General features: G+C 66.4%; 18 protein-coding genes and 1 pseudogene. 15 read left to right on the top strand and 4 right to left on the bottom strand.

The window, feature by feature from the left end; translation table 11 throughout:
• Positions 1–181: 181 nt before the first annotated feature.
• From ACSQ23_RS27450 to ACSQ23_RS27490, 9 genes are all read left to right on the top strand, one after another.
• A complete protein-coding gene (locus ACSQ23_RS27450) occupies positions 182–1,285 on the top strand; it encodes a BMP family ABC transporter substrate-binding protein (RefSeq protein ID WP_055877668.1) in 1,104 nt (367 codons plus the stop codon).
• Between the two features lie 172 nt (positions 1,286–1,457).
• A complete protein-coding gene (locus tag ACSQ23_RS27455; protein WP_436092588.1) occupies positions 1,458–2,573 on the top strand; it encodes an ABC transporter permease in 1,116 nt (371 codons plus the stop codon).
• Entirely contained in the window at positions 2,573–3,490 is a 918-nt protein-coding gene (locus tag ACSQ23_RS27460) for an ABC transporter permease (protein ID WP_436092589.1), read from the top strand. The genes ACSQ23_RS27455 and ACSQ23_RS27460 overlap by 1 nt, the downstream gene beginning before the upstream one ends.
• Before the next feature lie 27 nt (positions 3,491–3,517).
• Entirely contained in the window at positions 3,518–4,534 is a 1,017-nt protein-coding gene (locus ACSQ23_RS27465; RefSeq protein ID WP_436092590.1) for a formamidase, read from the top strand.
• Positions 4,531–5,250, top strand: coding sequence for a biuret amidohydrolase (gene biuH / locus ACSQ23_RS27470; RefSeq protein ID WP_436092591.1), 720 nt, complete (start codon positions 4,531–4,533; stop codon positions 5,248–5,250). The genes ACSQ23_RS27465 and biuH overlap by 4 nt, the downstream gene beginning before the upstream one ends.
• On the top strand, positions 5,250–6,764 hold the full coding sequence (locus tag ACSQ23_RS27475) for an ABC transporter ATP-binding protein (protein ID WP_436092592.1): 1,515 nt from the start codon (positions 5,250–5,252) through the stop codon (positions 6,762–6,764). The genes biuH and ACSQ23_RS27475 overlap by 1 nt, the downstream gene beginning before the upstream one ends.
• Positions 6,765–7,106: 342 nt before the next feature.
• Complete coding sequence (locus ACSQ23_RS27480; RefSeq protein WP_436092593.1) at positions 7,107–7,772, top strand: cysteine hydrolase family protein; 666 nt, start codon at positions 7,107–7,109, stop codon at positions 7,770–7,772.
• A complete protein-coding gene (gene hpxZ / locus ACSQ23_RS27485) occupies positions 7,769–8,149 on the top strand; it encodes an oxalurate catabolism protein HpxZ (protein ID WP_436092594.1) in 381 nt (126 codons plus the stop codon). The genes ACSQ23_RS27480 and hpxZ overlap by 4 nt, the downstream gene beginning before the upstream one ends.
• Positions 8,150–8,179: 30 nt before the next feature.
• Positions 8,180–8,821, top strand: coding sequence for a GntR family transcriptional regulator (locus ACSQ23_RS27490; RefSeq protein WP_436092595.1), 642 nt, complete (start codon positions 8,180–8,182; stop codon positions 8,819–8,821).
• Positions 8,822–8,977: 156 nt separating this feature from the next.
• Here the strand turns inward: ACSQ23_RS27490 and atzF are convergent, their stop codons facing one another.
• The 3 genes from atzF to ACSQ23_RS27505 form a co-directional block, all read right to left on the bottom strand.
• Positions 8,978–10,690, bottom strand: coding sequence for an allophanate hydrolase (gene atzF, locus ACSQ23_RS27495; RefSeq protein WP_436092596.1), 1,713 nt, complete (start codon positions 10,688–10,690; stop codon positions 8,978–8,980).
• A gap of 375 nt (positions 10,691–11,065) precedes the next feature.
• Complete coding sequence (locus ACSQ23_RS27500; RefSeq protein WP_436092597.1) at positions 11,066–11,947, bottom strand: SMP-30/gluconolactonase/LRE family protein; 882 nt, start codon at positions 11,945–11,947, stop codon at positions 11,066–11,068.
• On the bottom strand, positions 11,944–12,672 hold the full coding sequence (locus ACSQ23_RS27505; protein WP_436092598.1) for a FadR/GntR family transcriptional regulator: 729 nt from the start codon (positions 12,670–12,672) through the stop codon (positions 11,944–11,946). The genes ACSQ23_RS27500 and ACSQ23_RS27505 overlap by 4 nt, the downstream gene beginning before the upstream one ends.
• A 149-nt stretch (positions 12,673–12,821) precedes the next feature.
• Here ACSQ23_RS27505 and ACSQ23_RS27510 point away from each other — a divergent pair, with 149 nt between their 5' ends.
• The gene (locus ACSQ23_RS27510; protein WP_056004111.1) at positions 12,822–13,832 is read left to right on the top strand and encodes a mannonate dehydratase; all 1,011 of its coding nucleotides are present in this window, start codon (positions 12,822–12,824) and stop codon (positions 13,830–13,832) included.
• A 285-nt stretch (positions 13,833–14,117) separates the two neighbouring features.
• Here ACSQ23_RS27510 and kdgD read toward each other — a convergent pair whose 3' ends face one another.
• On the bottom strand, positions 14,118–15,023 hold the full coding sequence (gene kdgD, locus ACSQ23_RS27515; RefSeq protein ID WP_436092599.1) for a 5-dehydro-4-deoxyglucarate dehydratase: 906 nt from the start codon (positions 15,021–15,023) through the stop codon (positions 14,118–14,120).
• A 216-nt stretch (positions 15,024–15,239) separates the two neighbouring features.
• On the opposite strand from kdgD, the gene ACSQ23_RS27520 reads away from it, so the two are divergent.
• From ACSQ23_RS27520 to ACSQ23_RS27540, 5 genes and pseudogenes are all read left to right on the top strand, one after another.
• Positions 15,240–17,150, top strand: coding sequence for an ABC transporter substrate-binding protein (locus ACSQ23_RS27520; RefSeq protein ID WP_436092600.1), 1,911 nt, complete (start codon positions 15,240–15,242; stop codon positions 17,148–17,150).
• A 70-nt stretch (positions 17,151–17,220) separates the two neighbouring features.
• Positions 17,221–18,207, top strand: coding sequence for an ABC transporter permease (locus tag ACSQ23_RS27525; RefSeq protein WP_436092601.1), 987 nt, complete (start codon positions 17,221–17,223; stop codon positions 18,205–18,207).
• Positions 18,204–19,361, top strand: coding sequence for an ABC transporter permease (locus tag ACSQ23_RS27530; RefSeq protein WP_082528340.1), 1,158 nt, complete (start codon positions 18,204–18,206; stop codon positions 19,359–19,361). Before ACSQ23_RS27525 ends, ACSQ23_RS27530 begins: the two co-directional genes overlap by 4 nt.
• Positions 19,351–21,086 (top strand): annotated as a pseudogene (locus ACSQ23_RS27535) (ABC transporter ATP-binding protein); the annotation flags it as partial. The gene ACSQ23_RS27530 and the pseudogene ACSQ23_RS27535, both read left to right, overlap by 11 nt.
• Positions 21,066–21,830 (top strand): NAD-dependent epimerase/dehydratase family protein, encoded by a 765-nt coding sequence (locus tag ACSQ23_RS27540; RefSeq protein ID WP_436092688.1) that lies wholly within the window; start codon positions 21,066–21,068, stop codon positions 21,828–21,830. The pseudogene ACSQ23_RS27535 and the gene ACSQ23_RS27540, both read left to right, overlap by 21 nt.
• Positions 21,831–22,040: the final 210 nt, after the last annotated feature.

Genomic DNA, 22,040 nt, shown 5'->3' on the forward strand with positions numbered 1-22,040 from the left:
CATTGCTCGGGCCGGGCAAGCGGCATTCGCCGGTCATTCCACTCAATGCGCTGGAATCGTTGATGGAATGGCGCTGATCGGGCGCCGCTCCGGCTTGGCACATGGATTGCATTGACCTCGGTGGATACCGGCGCCGGGCTGAGAAGGCGGCGCCCAAAGGTGCAATCCAGGGGAAGACGTCATGACACTAACCGCTATCTCACGCCGCAGGTTGCTCAAGGTCGGTGCAGCCGGGCTTGCCGCATCGGCGCTGCCGTTCGGGATCGCCCGGGCGCAGACCAATGTCGTGCTGGGCATTGTCTATGTCGGGCCGAAGGACGATTTCGGCTGGAACCAGGCGCATGCCGTATCGGTGGAATCGCTGAAGGCACTGCCCGGCATCACCGTGGTGGAAGAAGAGAATGTGCCCGAGACCGACGCCGTGGCCAAGTCCATGGAGTCGATGATCAACCTCGATGGCGCCAACCTGATCCTCGCCACCTCGTTCGGCTATTACAACCCGTTCGTGGTCGAGCTGGCCAAGAAGTATCCTGACGTCACCTTCCGGCACGCGGCGCCCTTGTGGAACAAGGACAAGGACCCGGCCAATGCCGGCTCGTATTTCCCGTACCTGAACCAGGCGCATTACGTGAACGGCGTGGCCGCCGGGCTCTCGTCGGGCGGCAAGATCGGGTTCGTTGCGGCCAAGCCCATTCCGTCGGTGCTTTCCAACATCAACTCGGCGCTGCTCGGGGCGCGTTCGGTTAACCCCAATGCCACGGTGCAGGTGATCTTCACCGGCGAGTGGAGCCTGCCGGTGCGCGAGGCCGAGGCCACCAACGCGCTGGTCGATGCCGGCTGCGAAGTCATCACCTGCCATGTGGACAGCCCGAAGGTGGTGATCGAGACCGCTGAGGGGCGCGGGGTGAAGACCGCCGGCCATAATGCCAGCCAGGCGCCGCTGGCGCCCAAGGGCTTCATCACCGGCGCCGAATACAAGTGGGAGACGATCTACAAATCCTACGCCGACGACATCGCCGCGGGCAAAACCCCGCCCAATTTCCTCGTCGGCGGCTACAATAACGACATGCTGCGCAACACGCCCTATGGCGCAGGCGCGACGCCCGAAGCGATCGCCGCGGCCGACGCCGCCATCGCCGCGCTGGTCGCCGGCGCCCCGATCTATAAGGGCACGCTCAAGGACAATGCCGGCAACGTCGTCGTCGACAAGGACTATGACAATTACGACCCGTATCTCGACGGCATGAACTGGCTGCTCGAGGGCGTGCAGGGGTCGATTACGTGATCTGACGGTTGGTTGGCGAATGCGGGGGCCGGCGCGTGCCGCCCCCCACCCCTGTCCCCTCCCCGCGAGGGGGAGGGAGACGCCCACACTGAGGCTGGTGTTTTCGTCTCCCTCCCCCTTGCGGGGAGGGGACAGGGGTGGGGGTCCACGACCACCGGATGCGAGGTAGACCATGACCGCTGAAACCGCCGACACCGCTGCGATCCCGGCCAAGGCCGGGCCAAGCCTCGGCCTGCTCCGCTTCGCCGAGGCGGTGAGCATCCCGATTGGGGCGCTCGTCGTTTCGGCGGTGTTGTTCGCGCTGTTCCTCCTCGCCATCGGCAAGGACCCGCTGCAGTTCTACCAGTTGATCTGGACCGGTGGCTTCGGCTCGTCGTTCTCGATTCAGAATTCGCTGCAGCGCGCCGCGCCGCTGATCCTCACTGGCCTCGCCTTCGCCATTCCGGCGCGCATCGGGCTCACCATGATCGGCGGGGAAGGGGCGCTGGTGCTGGGCGGCTTCAGCGCTGCCGCCATCGCCATCCCGCTGGTGTCGAGCGCCGTGCCGCCGCCGCTGACACTGCTCGTCATGGCGCTTACCGCGGTGGTGACCGGCGGGCTGTGGGTGGGGTTCACCGGCTGGCTCAAATATGCGCGCGGCGTCAACGAGACCATCGCCTCGCTGCTGATGAGCTACATCGCCATCGCCATCATGAACTTCTTCGTCGAGGGGGCGCTGCGCGACCCGGCGTCGGCCAACAAGCCCTCGACCATGCCGATCGGCGATGCCTACCGCATCGGGGCGATCCCCGGCACCGACGTGCACTGGGGCTTTGCGGCGGGCGTGGTGCTGGCGCTGCTGCTCTGGGTGCTGATGAGCCGCACCACGTTTGGCTTTGCGGCGCGGATGACCGGCGGCAACCTCCGAGCCGCCCGGGCGCAGGGTCTGCCGGTGGGCTGGCTGATGGTGATCTGCTGCGCCATTGCCGGCGCCGCCGCCGGGCTCGCCGGCTTCTTCGAAGTCGCGGCGATCCACGGCCAGGCCAATGCCTCGCTGGTCGCCGGCTATGGTTTTACCGGCATTCTCGTTGCCTTCCTCGCGCGGCAGAACCCGCTGGCGGTGATCCCGGTGGCGATCCTCTTCGGGGCGCTGGCGGCGGCCGGTGGGGTGATCCAGCGGCGGATGGGGATGCCTGATGCGACGATCCTGGTGCTGCAGGGGATGATGTTCGTGGTGCTCCTGGTGTCTGAGACCTTCTACGGGCGGCTGAAGATCTTCCAGCCCAAGGCAACGGGGGAGCGGACCTGATGGACAACGCGCTGGTCACCGTGCTCATCGCCATGCTCGGCGGCGCCATCCGGGTGTCGACGCCCTTCATGTTCGTGGCGCTGGGCGAAACGCTCACCGAGAAATCGGGGCGCATTAACCTCGGGCTCGAGGGCAACCTGGTGCTCGGCGCCATGGTCGCCTACGCGGTGAGTTACCTGAGCGGCAATGCCTGGCTCGGCGTCCTCGCCGCCGGCGGCTCCGGGCTCTTCCTGGGCGCACTGCACGGCTATATCTGCAAGCTGCCGCGGGTCAACGATATCGCCGTCGGCATCGCCATGATGAGTTTCGGCACCGGCCTCGCCTTCTTTTTCGGCAAGCCGTTCATTCAGCCCACGGCGCCGCGGCTCGACGCCATTCCGCTGGGCGATTGGACGGGCAACCCGGCTCTGGCCCAGGCGCTGCAGGTCAACCCGCTGTTCTTTGTCGGCATCGCGCTTGCCGTCTTCATGTTCTGGGCCTTCAGGAATACCCGCTGGGGGCTGATCGTCAGGATGACCGGCGACAGCGCTGCTTCGGCCAAAGCGATGGGCGTATCGGTCGACCTGGTGCGGTTCCTCGCCACCGCGGCAGGCGGCTTTCTTGCCGGCATCGGCGGGGCGTTCCTGTCGCTCTACTACCCGGGCAGCTGGAATCAGGGGCTCAGCTCCGGCCAGGGGCTGATGGCGGTGGCGCTGGTGATCTTTGCGCGCTGGGACCCGATCAAGTGCATCTTCGCCGCCCTGCTGTTCGGCGCCGCCGGAGCCCTCGGGCCGTCGCTGCAATCGATCGGCATTTCGCAGGGCTACTACTTCTTCAACGCCGCCCCCTACGTCCTGACGCTGATCATCATGATCATTTCCGCCGGCTCGAAAGCCGCGGCGCGGGATGTGCCGGGTGAACTGTCGATCACCAAGTAGGAGCGTTCCGATGAGTGGAGCTTTGTCATGAGCGGACTTGGCGGTCTCAACAAATCCGACAATGGCGTGGTGATCGGGCTGGTGCAGCTGCAACTGCCGGTGGTGGCAACGCCCGCCGACCTCAAGCGGCAGACGGCGCGGATCGTCGAGATGGTCGGCAAGGCGCGACGGAACCTCGGGACCCTGGATCTCGTGGTGTTCCCCGAATACGCGCTGCACGGGCTGTCGATGGATACCAACCCGGCGATCATGTGTTCGCTGGATGGGCCGGAGGTCGCGGCGTTCAAGGCGGCCTGCAAGGAGCACCGGATCTGGGGGTGCTTTTCGATCATGGAGCTCAACCCCGGCGGCAACCCGTACAATTCCGGCATCGTCATCGATGATCAGGGCGAGCTGAAGCTCTACTATCGCAAGCTCCACCCTTGGGTGCCGGTGGAACCCTGGGAGCCAGGCAATCTGGGCATTCCCGTCATCGAGGGTCCGAAGGGCGCCAAGCTCAGCCTGGTCATCTGCCACGACGGCATGTTCCCCGAGATGGCCCGCGAGGCGGCCTACAAGGGGGCCGAGATCATGCTGCGCACTGCCGGCTACACCGCGCCGATCCGGCAGGCCTGGCGCTTCACCAACCAGGCCAACAGTTTTCACAACCTGATGGTGACGGCCAATGTCTGCATGTGCGGCTCGGACGGCACGTTCGACTCGATGGGCGAGGCGATGATCGTCGATTTCGACGGCTCCATTATCGCCCAAGGCACGACCGGCCGAGCCGACGAGATCATCACCGCCGAGGTGCGCCCTGACCTGGTGCGCGAGGCGCGCGCCAACTGGGGCGTCGAGAACAACATCTACCAGCTCGGTCACCGCGGCTTCACCGCCGTCGACGGTGGCGCGCAGGATTGCCCGTACAGCTTCATGCACGATCTCGTCGCCGGACAGTACCGGCTGCCCTGGGAGGCGAGCGTGAAGGTTACCGACGGCACGCCCTCGGGCTTTGCCAAGCCGACCCGCCGCTATGGCGAGACATTCCAGGAGGCCGCCGAATGAGCCTTGCCGACGAACGGATCGATGCTGCTGCCGTGCCCGGCGGCAAGACCATCGCCTCGACGCCCTATGCCTGGCCCTATGACGGCGACCTCAGGCCCGACAATACCGTGCTGGTGGTCATCGACATGCAGACCGATTTCTGCGGGCCTGGCGGCTATGTCGACTCGATGGGCTATGACATCTCGCTGACCCGGGCTCCCATTGAACCGCTGAAGCGGCTGATGGCTGCGTTCCGGGCCAAGGGCTATCCGATCATCCACACCCGCGAGGGCCACAAGCCGGACCTCAGCGACCTGCCGGCCAACAAGCGCTGGCGGTCGCAGCGGATCGGCGCCGGCATCGGCGACCAGGGGCCGCAGGGGCGCATCCTGGTGCGGGGCGAGCCGGGCTGGGAGATCATCCCGGAACTGGCGCCGGCACCGGGCGAGGCGATCATCGACAAGCCGGGGAAGGGCTCGTTCGCCTCCACCGATCTCGAGCTGATCCTCAGGCTCAAGGGCATCCGCAACATCGTTTTGACCGGCATCACCACCGATGTCTGCGTCCACACCACGATGCGCGAGGCCAATGATCGCGGCTTCGAATGCGTGCTGCTCGAGGATTGCTGCGCCGCCACCAAATACGACAACCACCTCGCCGCCATCGACATGATCAAGATGCAGGGCGGGGTGTTCGGCGCGGTCGCGACGTCCGCCGCATTGATCGAGGTGCTGTGATGGCCGGTCGCGCGCCTTCGCTCGAAGCCATCGGCATGACCAAGGTGTTCGGGCCGCTGGTGGCGCTCGACGATGTGTCGATCAAGGTCGAAGCCGGCTCGTTCCATGCACTGCTCGGCGAGAACGGCGCCGGCAAGTCGACGCTGGTCAAATGCATCATGGGCTTTTACAGCGCCGACAAGGGGCAGGTCCGGCTCGACGGCCAGGAAATCTCGATCCGCTCGCCGCGCGACGCGCGGGCCAATGGCATCGGCATGGTCTACCAGCAGTTCACCCTGGTGCCGTGCCTCACCGGGGCGGAGAACCTGGTGATCTCGCGCGCCGATGCGCCGGCGATTATCGACTGGGCCAAGGAGAAAAAGCACCTCGACGCCTTCATGGCCGAGATGCCGTTCCGGGTGCCGATGAATACGCCGGTCTCGTCGCTGTCGGCGGGCGAAAAGCAGAAGCTCGAAATCCTGAAGCTGCTCTATCTCGACCAGCGCTTCATGATCCTCGACGAGCCGACCTCGGTGCTGACACCGGGCGAGGCCGACGAAATGCTGGGGCTGCTGGGCGGCATGGCCGACCGCAAGGAGATCACCGTGCTGATGATCTCGCACAAGTTCCGCGAGGTGAAGGCGTTCTGCGACCACTTCACCGTGCTGCGGCGCGGCCGCTTCACCGGGGCGGGCGATGCCAAGACGGTGAGCGTGCCGGACATGAGCGCCATGATGATCGGCGATACGGCGATCCGCGAACGCGCGGCACGCAAGAAGCACAATGAAGGGGCCGACCGGCTGGAGCTCGCGGGGCTGTTCGCCGAGGACAATGACGGGCTGCCGGCGATCAAATCGGTAAATCTCAAGGTGAAAGCCGGCGAGATCGTCGGCATTGCCGGGGTGTCGGGCAACGGGCAATCGGCGCTGGTCGAGGCGCTCTCCGGGCAGCGGCCGCTGTCGGATGGCGGCATCTACATCAATGGCGAATTCTTCCGGCCCAAGCGTGGATCGTTCGATCGCTACAAGGTGTTCGGGCTGCCCGAGGAGCCGCTGAAGAACGCCACCGTGCCGCGGATGAGCGTCGCCGAGAACCTGGCGTTCCGCTCGTTCGACAAGCCGCCGGTGGCCAAGCTCGGCTGGTGGATGTCGCCCGGGCCGATGCGCGAGAAGGCCAAGGAATTGATCGCCAAGTATCGGGTGAAAACCCAGGGGCCGGATGCGCCGATCGAGACGCTGTCGGGCGGTAATGTGCAGCGGGCAGTGCTGGCGCGCGAGCTCAGTGGCGATGTCGACGTGCTGATCGTCGCCAACCCCTGCTTCGGGCTGGATTTCGCTTCGGTGGCCGATATCCGCAGCCAGATCATGGAGCAGCGCAACCGCGGGGCGGCAGTGCTGCTGGTGAGCGAGGACCTCGACGAGATCCTCGAACTCGCCGACCGGGTGGCGGTGATGAGTGGCGGCACGATCAACTACGTGGCCCGCATCGAGGACACCGACCGGAACACCATCGGACAACACATGGCGGGACATTGAGATGGACGCTGCGACCGCGACAGGGCAGACGAAACCCCAGGGCTGGGGCAGAGGCTGGCGGTGGGCAGCGCCGGGTGAGGGGGCCCCTTATTGGGTCCGTGGCATGGGCCCCCTCACCAGACTGCTTGGCGAGATCGGGTTTGGGGCCACCCCCCTCCCAACCTCCCCCACAAGGGGGGAGGTGCCCATTGGTGCCTGGGGTAGGACGGTGCCACCAACTCGATGCGACACCTCCCCCCTTGTGGGGGAGGCCGGGAGGGGGGTGGCCGCAGGCGCCGGCCCCGCCGACTACCTCGTCCTCCACATCCCCTGCCGCGGCTCCTTCGTCATCGATGTCCGCCGATGATTTCCGTTCCCGCGCGGCCCTATCCCTATGCGCTCGACCCCGCGCATACGGCGCTGGTCGTCATCGACATGCAGCGCGATTTCATCGAGCGCGGCGGGTTTGGGGATTCGCTCGGCAATGACGTCAAGCGGCTCGAGGCGATCATCCCGACGACGGCGGCGCTGATCGGGCTGTTCCGGGCTCAGGGCTGGCCGGTGATCCATACCCGCGAAGCACATAAGCCCGATCTCAGCGATTGCCCGCCCGCAAAAATCCGGCGCGGCAACCCGAGCCTCCATATCGGCGAGACGGGCGCCATGGGGCGGCTGCTGGTGCGGGGCGAGCCGGGCAACCAGATCGTCGATGCGCTGGCGCCGCTCGAAGGCGAGCTGGTCATCGACAAGCCGGGCAAGGGGATGTTCTGGGCCACGGGCCTGCACGAGCAGCTGCTGGAGCTCGGCATCACGCATCTGGTGTTTGCGGGCGTCACCACGGAAGTCTGCGTCCAGACTTCGATGCGCGAGGCCAATGATCGTGGCTATGAGTGCCTGCTGATCGAGGATGCGACCGAGAGCTATTTCGCTGAGTTCAAGGCAGCGACCCTCAAGATGATCGCGGCGCAGGGCGGCATTGTCGGCTGGGTGACGCCGCTCGCGGCGCTACAAGGGGCGGTCAAGGCATGATGATCAATGATCCCGCGGTGCTGGCCGAGGTCACGGCGGTGTTCGAGCGCTATGAGGCGGCGCTGGTCGACAACGACGTGGCGGTGCTCGACGAGCTGTTCCTCGATAGCCCGCTGACCGTCCGTTACGGCATCGCCGAGAACCTCTATGGCAGCGAGGCGATCCGGGCATTCCGGCTGCTCCGCCGTTCCACCGGGGCCGACCGGCGGCTCGCCGAGACGGTCATCACCACCTATGGGCCGGACACCGCTATTGCCGCGACGCTGTTTTCGCATGACAGCGTCCCCGGGCGGGTTGGACGGCAGATGCAGACGTGGATACGGATGCCGGATGGCTGGCGCGTCGCGGCGGCGCATGTCAGCGTCATCGACGCGTAGATCACAACTACGCAGGGACTAGAGGGGACTATGCTGAAACGCACCTCCGGCGAGGAGATCCGCCGCGTGCTGGCCAGCCGCATCATTGCCGGCGAGCTGGAACCCGGCACGCCGCTCGATGAGACGCTGCTGGCCAGCGAGTTCGCGGTGTCGCGCACCCCGGTGCGCGATGCCCTGCGGTTGTTGGCGGCGAGCGGGCTGGTGGACCAGAAGCCGCATGCCCGCGCGCTGGTGGCAAAGCCCGCGCCGGACGAGCTGGCCGGTATGTTCGAGGTGATGGGCTATCTCGAGGCGCTGTGCGCCGGGCTCTGCGCCCAGATGATGACGGCGGCCGAGCGCGAGGCGCTCGATGCGCAGCACATCCAGATGGCCGGCATCGTCCGGGCCGGCGACAATACCGGCTATGCCGAGGCGAATGATGCGTTCCACACCGCGATCTACGAGGGGGCGCACAACGCCTATCTCAGTGAAATCACCATCTCGACCCGGCAACGGCTGCAGCCGTTCCGCCGGGCGCAGTTCGGGGCGCGCGGGCGGCTGCAGCAATCGCATGCCGAACACGGGCTGATCGTCGAAGCGATATTGCGCGGGGATCGTGGTGAGGCGGAGGCCGCGATGCGGAAGCACATTGCGATTGTCGGGGATGCGTATGAGCGGTTTAGTCGGGTTTAGGGGAGCGCGGGCGGTGCCGTAATCCTCCCCCGCGTGGCGGGGGAGGGGGACCGCCGAAGGCGGTGGAGGGGGCGGCAAGACTCTCTGGTATCCGGCTCCCCCCTCCACCAGCTTCGCTGGTCCCCCTCCCCCGCCACGCGGGGGAGGATGGGCTGCTCATCCGGCGCTCGCCGCCAGAAACCCCCTCCACCCGCCGAACTCCGAGATATCGCGGGCGCCCTTGACCGCCTCGGCTTCCACGACGAACCCCTTGGCCGTGGTGCCATCTGCCAGTCGCAGCGTGCCGATGCCCAGGGGCGACGGGATCTTGGCGACGAACGCGCCGAAGCCGCCCGCGTCGAGCGACCAGATTTCGGTGGCGACGCCGGCGCCCGTGCCGTCGGCGACCCGCAGCAGGCCGGGCTTAGGCGGGGTGGTGCCGGGGAGGGCATAGAGCCGGTAGTCGGGCGTGGTGGTGGCCGCGCGGAGAAAGCTGCCGCCGAGGCTGGTCAGCTCGCCGTTGAGCGGCAGGCCGGAGAGATGGGCGCCGACCACGGCGATCTCGATGCGGTCGGCCGTCGCGCGGACAGGAGCCGCCAAATCCTCGCCCGTGAGCGCAGCGCCGATGCCGGCGAGGGTGCCGTCGCTGCCGGCCCGGCCGATCAGCGTCAGGCTGCCGCGCAAGCCGTCGGACCGGGCGGCCGTCGGTACCGAGAGGGCGGCGAGATCGAGCAGGTTGACGAAGTTGGTGTAGCTGCCGAGGTTGGAGTTGAGAGTGATCGGGTCGGCCGTGAGCTCCGCCACGGTATAGGCGCGCGGCACGGTCGGCACGGCGAGGCAATCGAGCCGGGCCAGCAGCGGCGCCACGGCGCGCTTGAGATCCATCAGCCGGTAGGTCGCCTCGAAGGCGGAGACAGCGGTGAGGCCGCGGGCGCCTTCGATGATTTTGCGGGTCACCGGGTGGAAGGCTTCCGGGCTCGCCTCGAGCAGGTGCTTGGTCGCGGCGTAGCGCTCTGCCACCCACGGCCCCTCGTAGAGCAGCCGGGCCACTGCGTGCAGCGGCTCGAAATCCACCTCGATGATCTCGGCGCCGAGCGCGGCGAGGCGTTCGAGGTCGGCGGCATAGGAGGCCTCGGCCGCCGCGTCGCCGAAGAATTTCCGCTGCGCCGGGTGCGGCACGCCGACCCGCAGGCTTGGCGGCGCGGCGGAGAGAGCGGGCGCCGGCAGCGAGCGCGAAAAGGCGTCGGCGGCATCATAGGCGGCGGCGACCGTGGTGACGCGGAAGGCGGTGGCGACGTCGCGCGCGAACACCGAGATGGTATCGAGCGTGCGGCAGGCCGGCACCATGCCGCTGGCCGAGAACAGGCCGAGGGTCGGCTTCAGCCCGACAATGCCGTTCATTCCGGCGGGGATGCGACCCGAACCGGCGGTATCGGTGCCGAGCGCGAAATCGACGATGCCGGCGGCCACGGAAACGGCCGAGCCGGAGCTCGAGCCGCCGGGCACCAGGTCGGCGCGCTGCACATTGCGTGGCACACCATAGGGCGAACGCACGCCGACGAGGCCGGTGGCGAACTGATCGAGGTTGGTCTTGCCCAAAACGATGGCGCCAGCCGCCTCGAGCCGTGCGACGACAAAGGCGGAAGCCTCGGGGGTATAGGCGAAGTCGGGGCAGGCGGCGGTGGTCGGGAGGCCGGCCGCGTCGATATTGTCCTTCACCGCAAAGATCAGCCCGTAGAGCGGCTTGCCGGCCGGGCCGGCGGCTTCGAGCGCTGCGGCTTCGGCCAGCAGTGCGGCCTCAGGCTTCAGGCTGATGAAGCATGCGGGGTCGTCATAGGCGGCGAGGGCGGCAAGGGCCCGCTGGACGGCGGTGACGGGAGAAATCTGCAAGACGAGGCCCTCGATGATGGTCGAGCTGATTATGCACAGACTCGCGGAGTGGCATACGGAGATGTGTGCATTGACGGGTGATATGCAGAAAAAATGTGCAGATGTGATCTGGCTGCACGAAGTGATGCAGGTGGGTGGGGCGGGCCGATGGCCGTGCCACACCGCCCCCTCGCCCCTCCTAGGGGGCGCAATAGCGCCCCCGGGGGGAGAGGGCGGCGAATGAGGCCGACGGCCTCATTCGCGGGGTGAGGGGCGCCAAGCGCTGGAATCGTGCCGATGAGTTGACGGGCGAGGCCGGTGTGCTTGGCGCCCCTCACCCTGACCCTCTCCCCAAAGGGGCGAGGGGACGATGGGGGCACCGCCGGTAGCTACTAACTAGTCCGCAAACCTGCCGACCGGCACACCCCTGGTGCCACTCGCAAAGCTCACCATCGCCCCACACAGCGGCCACTTCGCCAGATCCTCGGCCGGCACCCCGGTGCTGAGGCTCGGGACGTAGAGCGTCGTGAGATCGGGGCCGCCGAAGCAGGGCATGGTGGGGCGGAGGTTGGGGAGGGTGACCCAGCGGAGGAGCTTGCCCTCGGGCGAGAAGCAGTTGAGGCGGCTGGCCGAGGCGCCGCCGGACCAGTAGTTGCCATCGATATCGCAGGCGCCGCCATCGGGGCGGCCGGTCAATTCGTCGAGCTCGAGCCAGCGGCGGCGGTTGCTGGCTGCGCCGCTTACGGGATCGAAATCGTAGATATCGACCCAGATGCCGCGCGAGTCCGAATGGTACATGCGCGTGCCCGCGCCATCCCAGGCGAGGCCGTTGGAGATCCGAAACCCCTCGGTGATGACGCTGACGCCGCCATCGGCAGCGACGCGATAGAGCACGCCGGCCGGGTTGGCTTCGCCGCTCGCATCCATCGAGCCGACCCAGAAGGCGCCATCGGGGCCGACCTTGCCGTCGTTGAGCCGCATCTCGGGCTTCTTGTGAGTCACCGCGGCGAGCAACTGTCGGCTGCCGTCGCGCGGGTCGAACAGGATCACCGTGCTTTTGAGCGCGACGACCAGCTTCTCGGACCGGCAGAGCCCGAGTGCGCCGACCGGTTCGCCGAATTCCCAGCGCTGGCGCGCGCCGGTGGCCGGGTCGATGCGGTGGATGGTGCCGGGCGTGATGTCGACCCAGTAGAGCAGGCCGGTGCGCTCGTCCCAGACCGGGCTCTCTCCGATATCGCAGCGGTCGGCGGCGACGGTGGTGATCTCGGGGGCGCTCACTGTTCGGTATCCTCGTGCGCGAGGCTCCATTCGCGATAGCGGCGCCGGCCGCCTTCGAGGTGCTGGCGCATGGCGACGCGGGCCTCGTCGGGCTTCCGATCGCTGATCGCATCGAAGATGCGCTGATGTTCGGTGCGGATGACCTGGAGGAATTCCGACTTGCTCTTGTCGTCGGGGAAGCTGGCGCCCAAAGCACGCCGCGGGATCAGCCGCTCGCCCATCTCGTCGACGAACAGGCGGAAACGCTTGTTGTTGGTCGCGTCGGCGATGGCGCGATGGAAGGCGCGGTCGGCATCGGTAGCGAGCGTGTTGTCGCTGAGGTGGCGGTTGAACTGGGTCATCGCCTGCTCCATGCGGAGCAGGTTAGTTTCGGTCCGGCGCTCGGCAGCCAGCCCGGCCGCTTCGACCTCGACGCTGATGCGGAACTCGAGGAAATCCAGCACGTCGCCGATCTCCTCGGGCGCCGCCATCAGCATGGAGAGGCCGCCGGCGGGCAGGGGAGGCTTGCTGACATAGACGCCGCTGCCGCGCAGCGAGCGCAGCCGGCCCTCGGCCTTGAGGCTGGCAATCGCCTCGCGCACCACGGTGCGGCTCACCGAAAACTGCTCGCACAGCCGATCGGCCGGCGGCAGCTTGTCGCCGGGGTTGAGCGCGTTGGTCTCGATCAGCCGCAACAGGTCGAGCTTGACCCGGTCGGTGAGGTGGATGGCAGGGCTGGAAGACATCAGGGTTCGGGGCCGTTCGGCTGGGGTTCTGAGGCGCATTCATAGGCGGGGCAAGCGGGTTGCGGAAGAGGCGCCGCGCATTGCCCCCGTTGCCGATGTGGAGAAACTATCATACTACTTTGAAGAAGTCATATTTTTGGAGGGAATGAATGTACGTAGGCACGCAGCTCGGCGGCGATCAGTTCGCCAAAGTGGGCGACCGCTACCTCAGGCAGCTGGCACAACTGGGGGTGAAGCATGTGTGCATCGACCCGGTCGGCGACCCCTGGCAATGGGACCGCGATATCCTGATGCGGCACGCCGAGCATGTTTCGAAGTTCGGCCTGGTGCTCGACATGGTGCAACTGCCGCTGCCCTCGTCGGGCATCGAGCGGAAACACCAGTCACCCGGCATCGTGCTCGGCAAGCCGGGCGAGCGCGACCGCGAGATCGACGGCATCTGCCGCATCATCGAGGCGCTGGCCGAAGCGGGGATCGGCGCCGCGAAGTACAACTTCAACGTGCTGGGCATTCCGCGCACCGAATCCGAGACCGGTCGCGGCGGGCAGAAGCTCTCGACCTGGCGCGCCGCAGAGGCGACGGATGGCGACACCCTGACCATTGCCGGCAAGGTCTCGTCGGAGGAGTTCTGGGGGCGTATCGAGTATTTCCTCGAGCGCGTCGTGCCGGTCGCTACCGCCAACAAGGTGCGGCTCGCCTGCCATCCGCACGACCCGATGACGCCGCCGGGCTATCGCGGCTTCGAGAGCCGCGTGCTGTCGAGCGTCGAAGGGCTGATGCGCTTCGTGCAGACCTCGGAGAGCCCCTATCACGGGCTCAATTTCTGCCAGGGCACGGTGGCTGAAGGGATGGAAGATCCGCGCTCCGAAATCGGCGAGGTGATCCGCTGGTTCGGCAGCCGCAAGAAGATCTTCAACGTGCACTTCCGCAACATCAAAGGCGGCCGCTACTCGTTCACCGAGGAGTTCCCCGACAATGGCGACATGGACATGCCGGCGGCGCTGAAGATCTACCACGAGGTCGGCTATGACGGCATGATCATGCCCGACCACGTGCCGCATATCGACGCCGACAACTCGATGGAAACGGCATTTGCGTTCTGCTTTGGGTACATCATTGCGCTGTTCCAGGCCAATGGCTGGGACCCGTATGGAGCGTGAGAGGGCGTTGACTGGTTTGAGATGACGCAGGCTGCTCTGTCCCTTCTCCCCTCAGGGGAGAAGGTGGCGCGAAGCGCCGGATGAGGGGTGAAGCGGTGCAATACGCGCTCGCTGAGAAGCTGAACCCCTCACCCTAGTTCCGCTACGGACCTGAAGGTCCTAGCTCCACTTGCCCTCTCCCCTCAGGGGAGAGGGGCGCCGGTGGTTAGTGATCCGCCGGGGCACCAAAGAGACAAAGGCCCGGATCCTGCGATCCGGGCCTTTCGCCGTGACGGGGGAGAGCCGTCATGCGTTGGCGGCGATCAGATCCGCCAGCACTTGGCGCTCGCTGGCGTCGAGCTCGGTGAGGGGGGTGCGCACCTTGCCGGCCGAGCGACCGACCAGGTCGGCGCCGGCCTTGATCATCGACACGGCGTAGCCGCGCTTCCTGTCACGCAGCTCGATCAGCGGCAGGTAGAAGCTCTTCATCAACCCGTCGACCACCTGGGTGTCGCGCTGCCGCACCGCGTTGTAGAAGCGCAGCGCCAGCTCGGGCACGAAGTTGAAGACGGCCGAGGAATAGGTGGTGACGCCCATCTCGAGATAGGGCTGGGCGAAGACTTCGGCGGTCGGCAGGCCGCCGATATGGACGACGCGGTCGCCGAGCCGGTGCGCGACGCGCTGCATCAGCTGCAGGTCGCCGATGCCATCCTTGTAGCCGATGAAGTTCGGGCAGGCCTCGGCCAGTTTTTCGAGCCCGGCCGGCGACAGCCGGGTGTTGTCGCGGGCGTAGTAGATGACGCCCAGCCCGACGGCGTCGCAGATCGCCTGCATATGGGCGATGACGCCCTGTTCCTCGGCGAACATCAGGTAATGCGGCAGCACCAGGATGCCTGCGGCGCCGGCCTGTTCGGCGCGCTTCGCCAGATCCACCGCCATGCGGGTGCCATAGCCGACGCCGGCCAGCACCGGCACGTCGGCGGCGCTGTTCTCGACCGCGGTGCGGATCACCGCGTCATACTCGTCATAGCCGATGGAGAAGAACTCGCCGGTGCCGCCCGCCGCGAACAGCCCGGCCGCGCCATAGGACGAGAGCCATTGCAGGCGCCTGGCATAGGAGGCGGCGTCGAACTCGCCATCAGCGCCGAAATCGGTCACCGGGAAGGACAGGAGCCCGGAACCGATCTTCGATTTGATCTCGTCAAAAGTCACCAGGCGTCTCCCAGGGCAGAAAATTAGTACTATTTCTTGGTGCTAGCACCGGCAAAACCCCGCTGTCAACGCAACGAAAGCCGCATCAAGCGCGACTCGCAGCAAAGTAGTATGATTTATCGTTTGACAGTGCATTTGCAGTCATACCACATTGCCCCGCCGACGCTGAAGGGGAACGCTCCCGGCGTCCGGATGCACTTTCGAGGGGAGGGTGAATTGAAGCATTTCCTGATGCCTGCACTGGCCGGGGTATCGATGCTGGCCTTGGCCGGCGCCGCACTGGCCGTCGATTACAAACAGGCGCCGATGCTCGACGCGGCCGTGGCCGACGGCAGCTTACCGCCGGTGGCCGAGCGCGTTGGCGCCGCACCGCGCATCATCACGCCGGTCAGCGAAGTCGGTCAGTATGGCGGCACGTTCCGCGGCGGCATGGTGGGCGGCAATGACCGCAACATGCTGTTCACCTACTTCGGCTACGAGCCGCTGCTCGCCTGGGATGCCGAGTGGACCGGCGAAATCCAGCCCAATATCGCCAGCGCCTACAGCGTCAGCGAGGACAGCAAGTCCTTCACCTTCACGCTGCGCGAGGGGATGAAGTGGTCGGACGGCACGCCGTTCACCGCCGATGACGTGGCGTTCTTCGTTCAGGACATTTTGCCGGACGAGAAGCTGTTCCCGACCAAGCCGGGCTGGCTGACCGTCGAGGGCGAGCTGCCGACCATTGCCGTCGCCTCGCCCACCGAGTTCACCCTGTCGTGGAGCAAGCCGAATGGCCTGTTCATCCTCAACGCCGCCAGCGTCTATGGCGTGCAGCTGACGCTCTTGAGCAAGGCCTATTGCAGCCAGTTCCTGCCCAAGTACAACCCGGAGGCCGATGCCAACGCCAAGGCGGCGGGCGTCGCCGACTGGTCCGAGCAGATGGTCAACATGTGCGGCGTCGGCATCGAGAACATCCAGCGCTGGCGCAACCCGGATCGCCCGACGATCGAGGCCTGGCGCATCACCGAGCCCTATGTGGCGGGCGCCACCCGCGTGGCGCTCGAGCGCAACCCGTTCTACTGGAAGGTTGATACCGCCGGGAACCAGCTGCCCTATATCGACGGGCTCTCGATGTCGGTGAATGCCGAAGCGCAGACCCTGCTGCTCAGCGTCCTCGCCGGCGAGATCGACTACGAAGTCCGCCACACCGCCAACACCACCAACCTGCCGGTGCTGTCGGAAGGCCAGGAGGCCGGCAATTTCCGCATCAGCCCGCGCGAGTCCCGGGTCGGCAACTCGCTCGCCATCTCGGTCAACCTCAACTCGCATGATGCGGTGAAGGCGCCGATCTTTGCGAACAAGGATTTCCGCATTGCGCTGTCCTATGCGCTCGACCGCCAGGCGATCATCGATACGGTCTATCTGGGGCAGGGCACGCCGCGCCAGGTGGCGCCGCTCGAAGGCACGGCATTCTACAACGAGAAGCTGGCCACCCAGTATCTCGAGTACAATGCCGATGAAGCCAACCGGCTGCTCGACTCCATCGGCCTCGACAAGCGCGGCAGCAACGGGTTGCGCCTCGCGCCCGACGGCAGCCCGCTGGTGGTCAACGTCGCCGCGGTGACGGCGCTGGGCAACACCGCCGATGTCGCCGAGCTGCTGGTGCAGTACTGGCAGGCGGTGGGTGTCGATGCCCGCTTCACGGCGATGGATCGCACCCGCTTCTACGAGGAAAAGACCGCCAGCCAGCACGATATCGTGGTGTGGGGCGCCACATCGGGCGGCATCGACGTCTATATCGATCCGCGCGACTACTTCCCGTTCTCGACGGAATCGAACTTCGCCGTCGACTGGGCTAAGTTCTACATCAAGGATGGCGGGGTCGAGCCGCCCGACTATGTCAAGCAGCAGTGGGCGCTGTACGACCAGATCAAGGGCACCTCGAACGCCGACGAACAGGCCAAGCTCCTGAGCCAGCTGCTCGATATCAGCGCCGAGCAGTTCTACCAGATCGGCATCGGCAGTGCGATCCAGGGCTTCGCGGTGGTGTCGAACAAGCTGGGCAACGTGCCCGACGATACCCCGACCGGCTGGATCCATCCGGACCCGGGTACGCTGAATACCGAGCAGTTCTACTTCAAGCAGTAGTCCCCAGAGCATCTCAAGGCACGATCCGGCGGGCGCTGTCCGCCGGATCGTCCAACCCCCGGGCCGGTTCATGCTCCTTTACATCCTCAAGCGAATAGCCGGCATGATCCCGGCGATGGTGGCGATCTCGATCCTGGCGTTCACCGTCATCCAGCTGCCGCCGGGCGACTATGTCTCGACCTATGCGGCACAGATCGCGCAGGCCGGGGAGACGGTCGACAGCGCCATGCTCAACAGCCTGCGCGAGCGCTATGGGCTGGGCGAGAATGTCGTGGTGCAATACTTCAAGTGGATCGGCGGCATCGTCACCCGCGGCGATTTCGGCGACAGCTTCGAGTGGAACCAGCCGGTCACCGAACTGATCTGGGGCCGCATGGGAATGACGGCGCTGATCTCGGTGCTGACGCTCATCCTGATGTGGGCTTTCTCGCTGCCGATCGGCATCTACTCGGCGGTGCGGCAATATTCGGTCACCGATTACCTCGCCACCGCTTTTGCCTTTCTCGCCATGGCGACGCCGAATTTCCTCCTCGCCATCGTGCTGCTCTATGCCTCGACCATGTGGTTCGGCGTCTCGGTGGGCGGGCTGTTCTCGCCGGCCTTCGAGAATGCGCCGCTGTCGCTGGCCAAGGTGTGGGATTTCATCACCCATGCCTGGATCCCGATCTTCGTGCTCGGCACCGCCGGCACCGCCTCGCTGATCCGGGTGATGCGCGCCAACCTGCTCGATGAGCTGCACAAGCCCTATGTCGAGGCGGCGCGTTCCAAGGGGATGCCCGAGGGGCGGCTGATCCTCACCTATCCGGTGCGGGTGGCGCTGAACCCGTTCATTTCCACCGTCGGCTGGGTGCTGCCGGCGCTGATCTCGGGCGAACTGGTGGTGTCCACTGTCCTGAACCTCCCCACCGCCGGGCCGCTGCTGCTGCAGGCGTTGAAGAGCCAGGACATGTATCTGGCCGGCGCCTTTATCCTGTTGAGCGGCGGGCTGGTGCTGATCGGCACGCTGGTCTCCGACATCCTGCTCGCCATCTCCGACCCCAGGATCCGGCTGTCATGAGCGCCCCCACCGAAACTACCGATATCGAGGCCGGGCTGCTCGACCAGCAGCTCACTCCCGGGCGCCTGCAGGCCGCCGGGCAGTGGACGCTGTTCTGGCACAAGTTCAAGAAGCACAAGCTCGCCGTGCTGTCGCTGGTGATCGTCGGGCTGATCTATTTCGTGGCTTTGTTCGCCGAGTTCCTGGCGCCGCAGGATCCGGCCAAGTTCGATCCGCGCTTCACCTATGTACCGCCACAGGCGATCGGCTGGTTCGTCGACGATGGCGCCGGCGGCTCGCGGTTCCAGCCGCATGTCACCGGCTTCGACATCAAGGTCGACGCCAAGAGTTTTAGGCGCATCTTCACCCCCAAGCCGAGCGAGATCATCCCGATCGGGCTGTTCGTCAAAGGCCAGAGCTACAAGATGTGGGGGCTGTTCGATGCCGATATCCACCTGATCGGGCCGCTCGAAAAGAACAAGCCGTTCTTCCTCGCCGGCGGCGACCGGCTCGGCCGGGACCTGCTCAGCCGCACCATCCACGGCACCCGCATTTCGATGTCGATCGGGCTGGTCGGGGTCAGCCTGTCGCTGATCATCGGCATGATCCTGGGCGGGATTTCCGGCTATCGCGGCGGCCTCGTCGATCGGGTGATCCAGCGGGTCATCGAGTTCATCCGCTCGGTGCCGACCATTCCGCTGTGGCTCGGGCTCGCCGCCGCGATGCCGAAGGACTGGCCACCGCTGCAGGTCTATTTCTCGATCCTCGTCATCCTGTCGCTGATCGGCTGGACCGAGATCGCCCGCGTGGTGCGCGGGCGCTTCCTCAGCCTCAGGAGTGAGGATTTCGTCATCGCAGCGCGGCTCGATGGGGTGAGCGAGTTCCGGCTGATCATGCGCCACATGATGCCGAGCCTTTATTCGCACATCATCGCCGCGGTCACCCTCGCCATCCCGCACATGATCCTCGCCGAAACCGCGCTCAGCTTCCTCGGCCTCGGGCTGCAGCCGCCGATCGTCAGCTGGGGCGTGCTGCTGCAGGACACGCAGAACCTTCGCGCCATCACCCAGGCGCCCTGGCTGTTCGTCCCCGGCATCTGCGTGGTGGTGGCAGTGCTGTCGCTCAACTTCCTCGGAGACGGCGTCCGCGACGCTGCTGATCCCTATGCCAAGTAACGCCGCGCCCAACGCCAAACCGGTTCTCACGGTCAAGAACCTCGCCGTCGAGTTCCCGGTGCACAAATCGGTGGTGCATGCGGTGCGCGGCGTCAGCTTCACCCTGTCGCGCGGCGAGACGCTCTGCCTCGTGGGCGAAAGCGGCTCGGGCAAGAGCGTCACCGCCCGCGCCATCTTGCAGCTCGTCGCCTCGCCTGGGCGGATCACGGCGGGGGAAATCCTGCTCGATACTGGCAGCGGCGAGCTCGATATCGTCAAGCTCGGGGCGCTCGGGCGCGGCATTCGCGAGGTGCGCGGCCGGCGTATCGCGATGATCTTCCAGGAGCCGATGTCGAGCCTGTCGCCGGTGCACACCATCGGCCACCAGATCGTCGAGACCATTCTGCTGCACGAAAAGATCAGCAAGGAGGAAGCGCGGAAGCGGGCCGCCGCTCTGCTCGACCGGGTGCGCATCCCCAACCCCGAGGCGGCGCTCGACCGCTATTCATTCGAGTTCTCCGGTGGCATGCGGCAGCGCGCCATGATCGCCATGGCTCTCTCGTGCAACCCGGAAATCCTGATCGCCGACGAGCCGACCACGGCGCTCGATGTCACCACCCAGGCCGAGATCCTGTCGCTGCTGCGCGAGCTGCAGCGCGATCGCGGCATGGCGGTGCTGTTCATCACCCATGACATGGGCGTGGTGGCGCAGATCGCCGACCGCGTCATGGTGATGTTCAAGGGCGAGATGGTCGAGCAGGCCGATGTGTTCGACCTGTTCGAGCGGCCGCAGCAGCCTTACACCAAGGCGCTGCTCGGCTCGGTGCTGAAGCTCGAAACGCCGGCGCCGCGGCCGCCACGCCCGGCCGAGGAATCGCCGATTGCCGAGATCAGCGACCTGTCGCTGCATTTCCCGCTCAATGTCGGCATGCTGGGGAAACCCGCCGCCTATCTCAAGGCGATCGATGGGGTCAGCCTCACCATCAACAAGGGCGAAACCGTCGGGGTGGTGGGCGAGAGCGGCTCGGGCAAGACCACGCTGGGCCGCACGCTCTTGCGCATCTACACGCCGACCGGCGGGCAGGTGAACTATTGGCGCGGCGACGGGGTGGAAGTCGACATCGCGCGGCTATCGAAGCGTGAGATGAAATCGCTCTACAGCGAAGTGCGCATGGTGTTCCAGGATCCGCATTCCTCGCTCAACCCGCGCATGACCGTCTACCAGATCATCTCGGAGCCGCTCCGCACCAACACGGCGATGAGCGAGCGCGAGATGCGCGATCGGGTGGCGGAGCTCTTGATGCGCGTCGGGCTGCCGGCCGATGGCGGCGAGCGCTATCCGCACGCCTTTTCCGGCGGGCAGCGGCAGCGCATCTCGATCGCCCGCGCCATTGCGCTCAGGCCGCGGCTGATCATCGCCGACGAACCGACTTCGGCGCTCGATGTGTCGCTGCGCCACCAGGTGCTCGACCTGATGCGCGGGCTGCAGGACGAATATGGCCTGTCCTACCTGTTCATCAGCCACGATATCTCGGTGATCCGCTACTTCTGCGACCGCGTCGCGGTGATGAAGAACGGCAAGATCGTCGAGATCGGCGACGTGCAGCAGATTTGCGAGCGGCCCGAGCATCCCTATACTCAGACCCTGATCCGCGCCGTCCCCCGTCCCGATCCGCGCCTGCGGCTTTCGGCTCCCGCCTGAGGAAGATCATGCCGCAAATCCTGTTGACGGGCGCCGCCGGCAGGCTCGGCACCCACTTCCGGTCGAGATTTGCCGAAGCGGGGAGGGCGGTGCTGGCGACCGACATCACGGCGCCGGCCGACGGTGGGCCGGTGGTGCTCGCCGACCTCGCCGACCGCGCGGCGATCGACGACCTGATGCGGCAGGACATCTCCGCCGTGGTGCACCTGGGCGGCATGGCGAACGAAAAGCCGTGGCAGGCGATCCTCGATGCCAATATCGCCGGCACCTACAATATCTTCGAAAGTGCCCGCAAAGCCGGGGTGAAGCGGGTGATCTACGCCTCGTCCTACCATGTGCTGGGCATGCACGAGGTCGCCGCTGCGCCGCTCGACCGGCATGCCGAAGTGCGCCCGGATACGCTCTATGCGGTGAGCAAGCTGTTCGGCGAGAACCTCAGCCGGCTCTACCACGACAAGTTCGGCATCGGCTGCCTCAACATCAGGATCTGCGCCGCCAACAATCCGGGCTCGCAGCGCGACATCAAGATCTGGTGCGACCGCGACGACCTGTGGCGCCTGGTGCTCGCCGGGCTCGACGCGCCGGAACTGGGCTACCGCACGGTGTTCGGCATCTCCGACAATGCCGGGGCATGGTACGTCAACGCGCCGGACCAGACGCTGGGGTGGACGCCGGAGCATAGCTCAGGCGAGCTGCCGGCGCCGGCGGGCGGCTGGCCGCCGCCGGACCCCGAGGTGGCGGTGCTGCAGGGCGGCGGCTTTGCGGTGCGGGGGCATTTTGAGGATTGAGGTCTGAGTCGGACTTGCAGTCGGGATCCCTCTCCCGCTTGCGGGGGAGGGGGGACCACGCGAAAGCGTGGTGGGAGGGGGGGGCCCCACGCACTGAAGGTTGGCGGTGCCCCACGCGCCAACGGTGGGCGGATGGGGCCTAGGCCAGAGTTTGTGGCACCCCCCTCCCACCAGCCTTTCGGCTGGTCCCCCCTCCCCCGCAAGCGGGAG

This window comes from Devosia sp. LjRoot16, from assembly GCF_964252795.1.
Lineage (GTDB): Bacteria > Pseudomonadota > Alphaproteobacteria > Rhizobiales > Devosiaceae > Devosia_A.

Coding starts and splice junctions, on each gene's coding strand:
- ACSQ23_RS27450 (WP_055877668.1), top strand. CDS start 182: ATGACACTAACCGCTATCTCACGCCGCAGGTTGCTCAAGGTCGGTGCA.
- ACSQ23_RS27455 (WP_436092588.1), top strand. CDS start 1,458: ATGACCGCTGAAACCGCCGACACCGCTGCGATCCCGGCCAAGGCCGGG.
- ACSQ23_RS27460 (WP_436092589.1), top strand. CDS start 2,573: ATGGACAACGCGCTGGTCACCGTGCTCATCGCCATGCTCGGCGGCGCC.
- ACSQ23_RS27465 (WP_436092590.1), top strand. CDS start 3,518: ATGAGCGGACTTGGCGGTCTCAACAAATCCGACAATGGCGTGGTGATC.
- biuH (WP_436092591.1), top strand. CDS start 4,531: ATGAGCCTTGCCGACGAACGGATCGATGCTGCTGCCGTGCCCGGCGGC.
- ACSQ23_RS27475 (WP_436092592.1), top strand. CDS start 5,250: ATGGCCGGTCGCGCGCCTTCGCTCGAAGCCATCGGCATGACCAAGGTG.
- ACSQ23_RS27480 (WP_436092593.1), top strand. CDS start 7,107: ATGATTTCCGTTCCCGCGCGGCCCTATCCCTATGCGCTCGACCCCGCG.
- hpxZ (WP_436092594.1), top strand. CDS start 7,769: ATGATGATCAATGATCCCGCGGTGCTGGCCGAGGTCACGGCGGTGTTC.
- ACSQ23_RS27490 (WP_436092595.1), top strand. CDS start 8,180: ATGCTGAAACGCACCTCCGGCGAGGAGATCCGCCGCGTGCTGGCCAGC.
- ACSQ23_RS27505 (WP_436092598.1), bottom strand. CDS start 12,672: ATGTCTTCCAGCCCTGCCATCCACCTCACCGACCGGGTCAAGCTCGAC.
- ACSQ23_RS27510 (WP_056004111.1), top strand. CDS start 12,822: ATGTACGTAGGCACGCAGCTCGGCGGCGATCAGTTCGCCAAAGTGGGC.
- ACSQ23_RS27525 (WP_436092601.1), top strand. CDS start 17,221: ATGCTCCTTTACATCCTCAAGCGAATAGCCGGCATGATCCCGGCGATG.
- ACSQ23_RS27530 (WP_082528340.1), top strand. CDS start 18,204: ATGAGCGCCCCCACCGAAACTACCGATATCGAGGCCGGGCTGCTCGAC.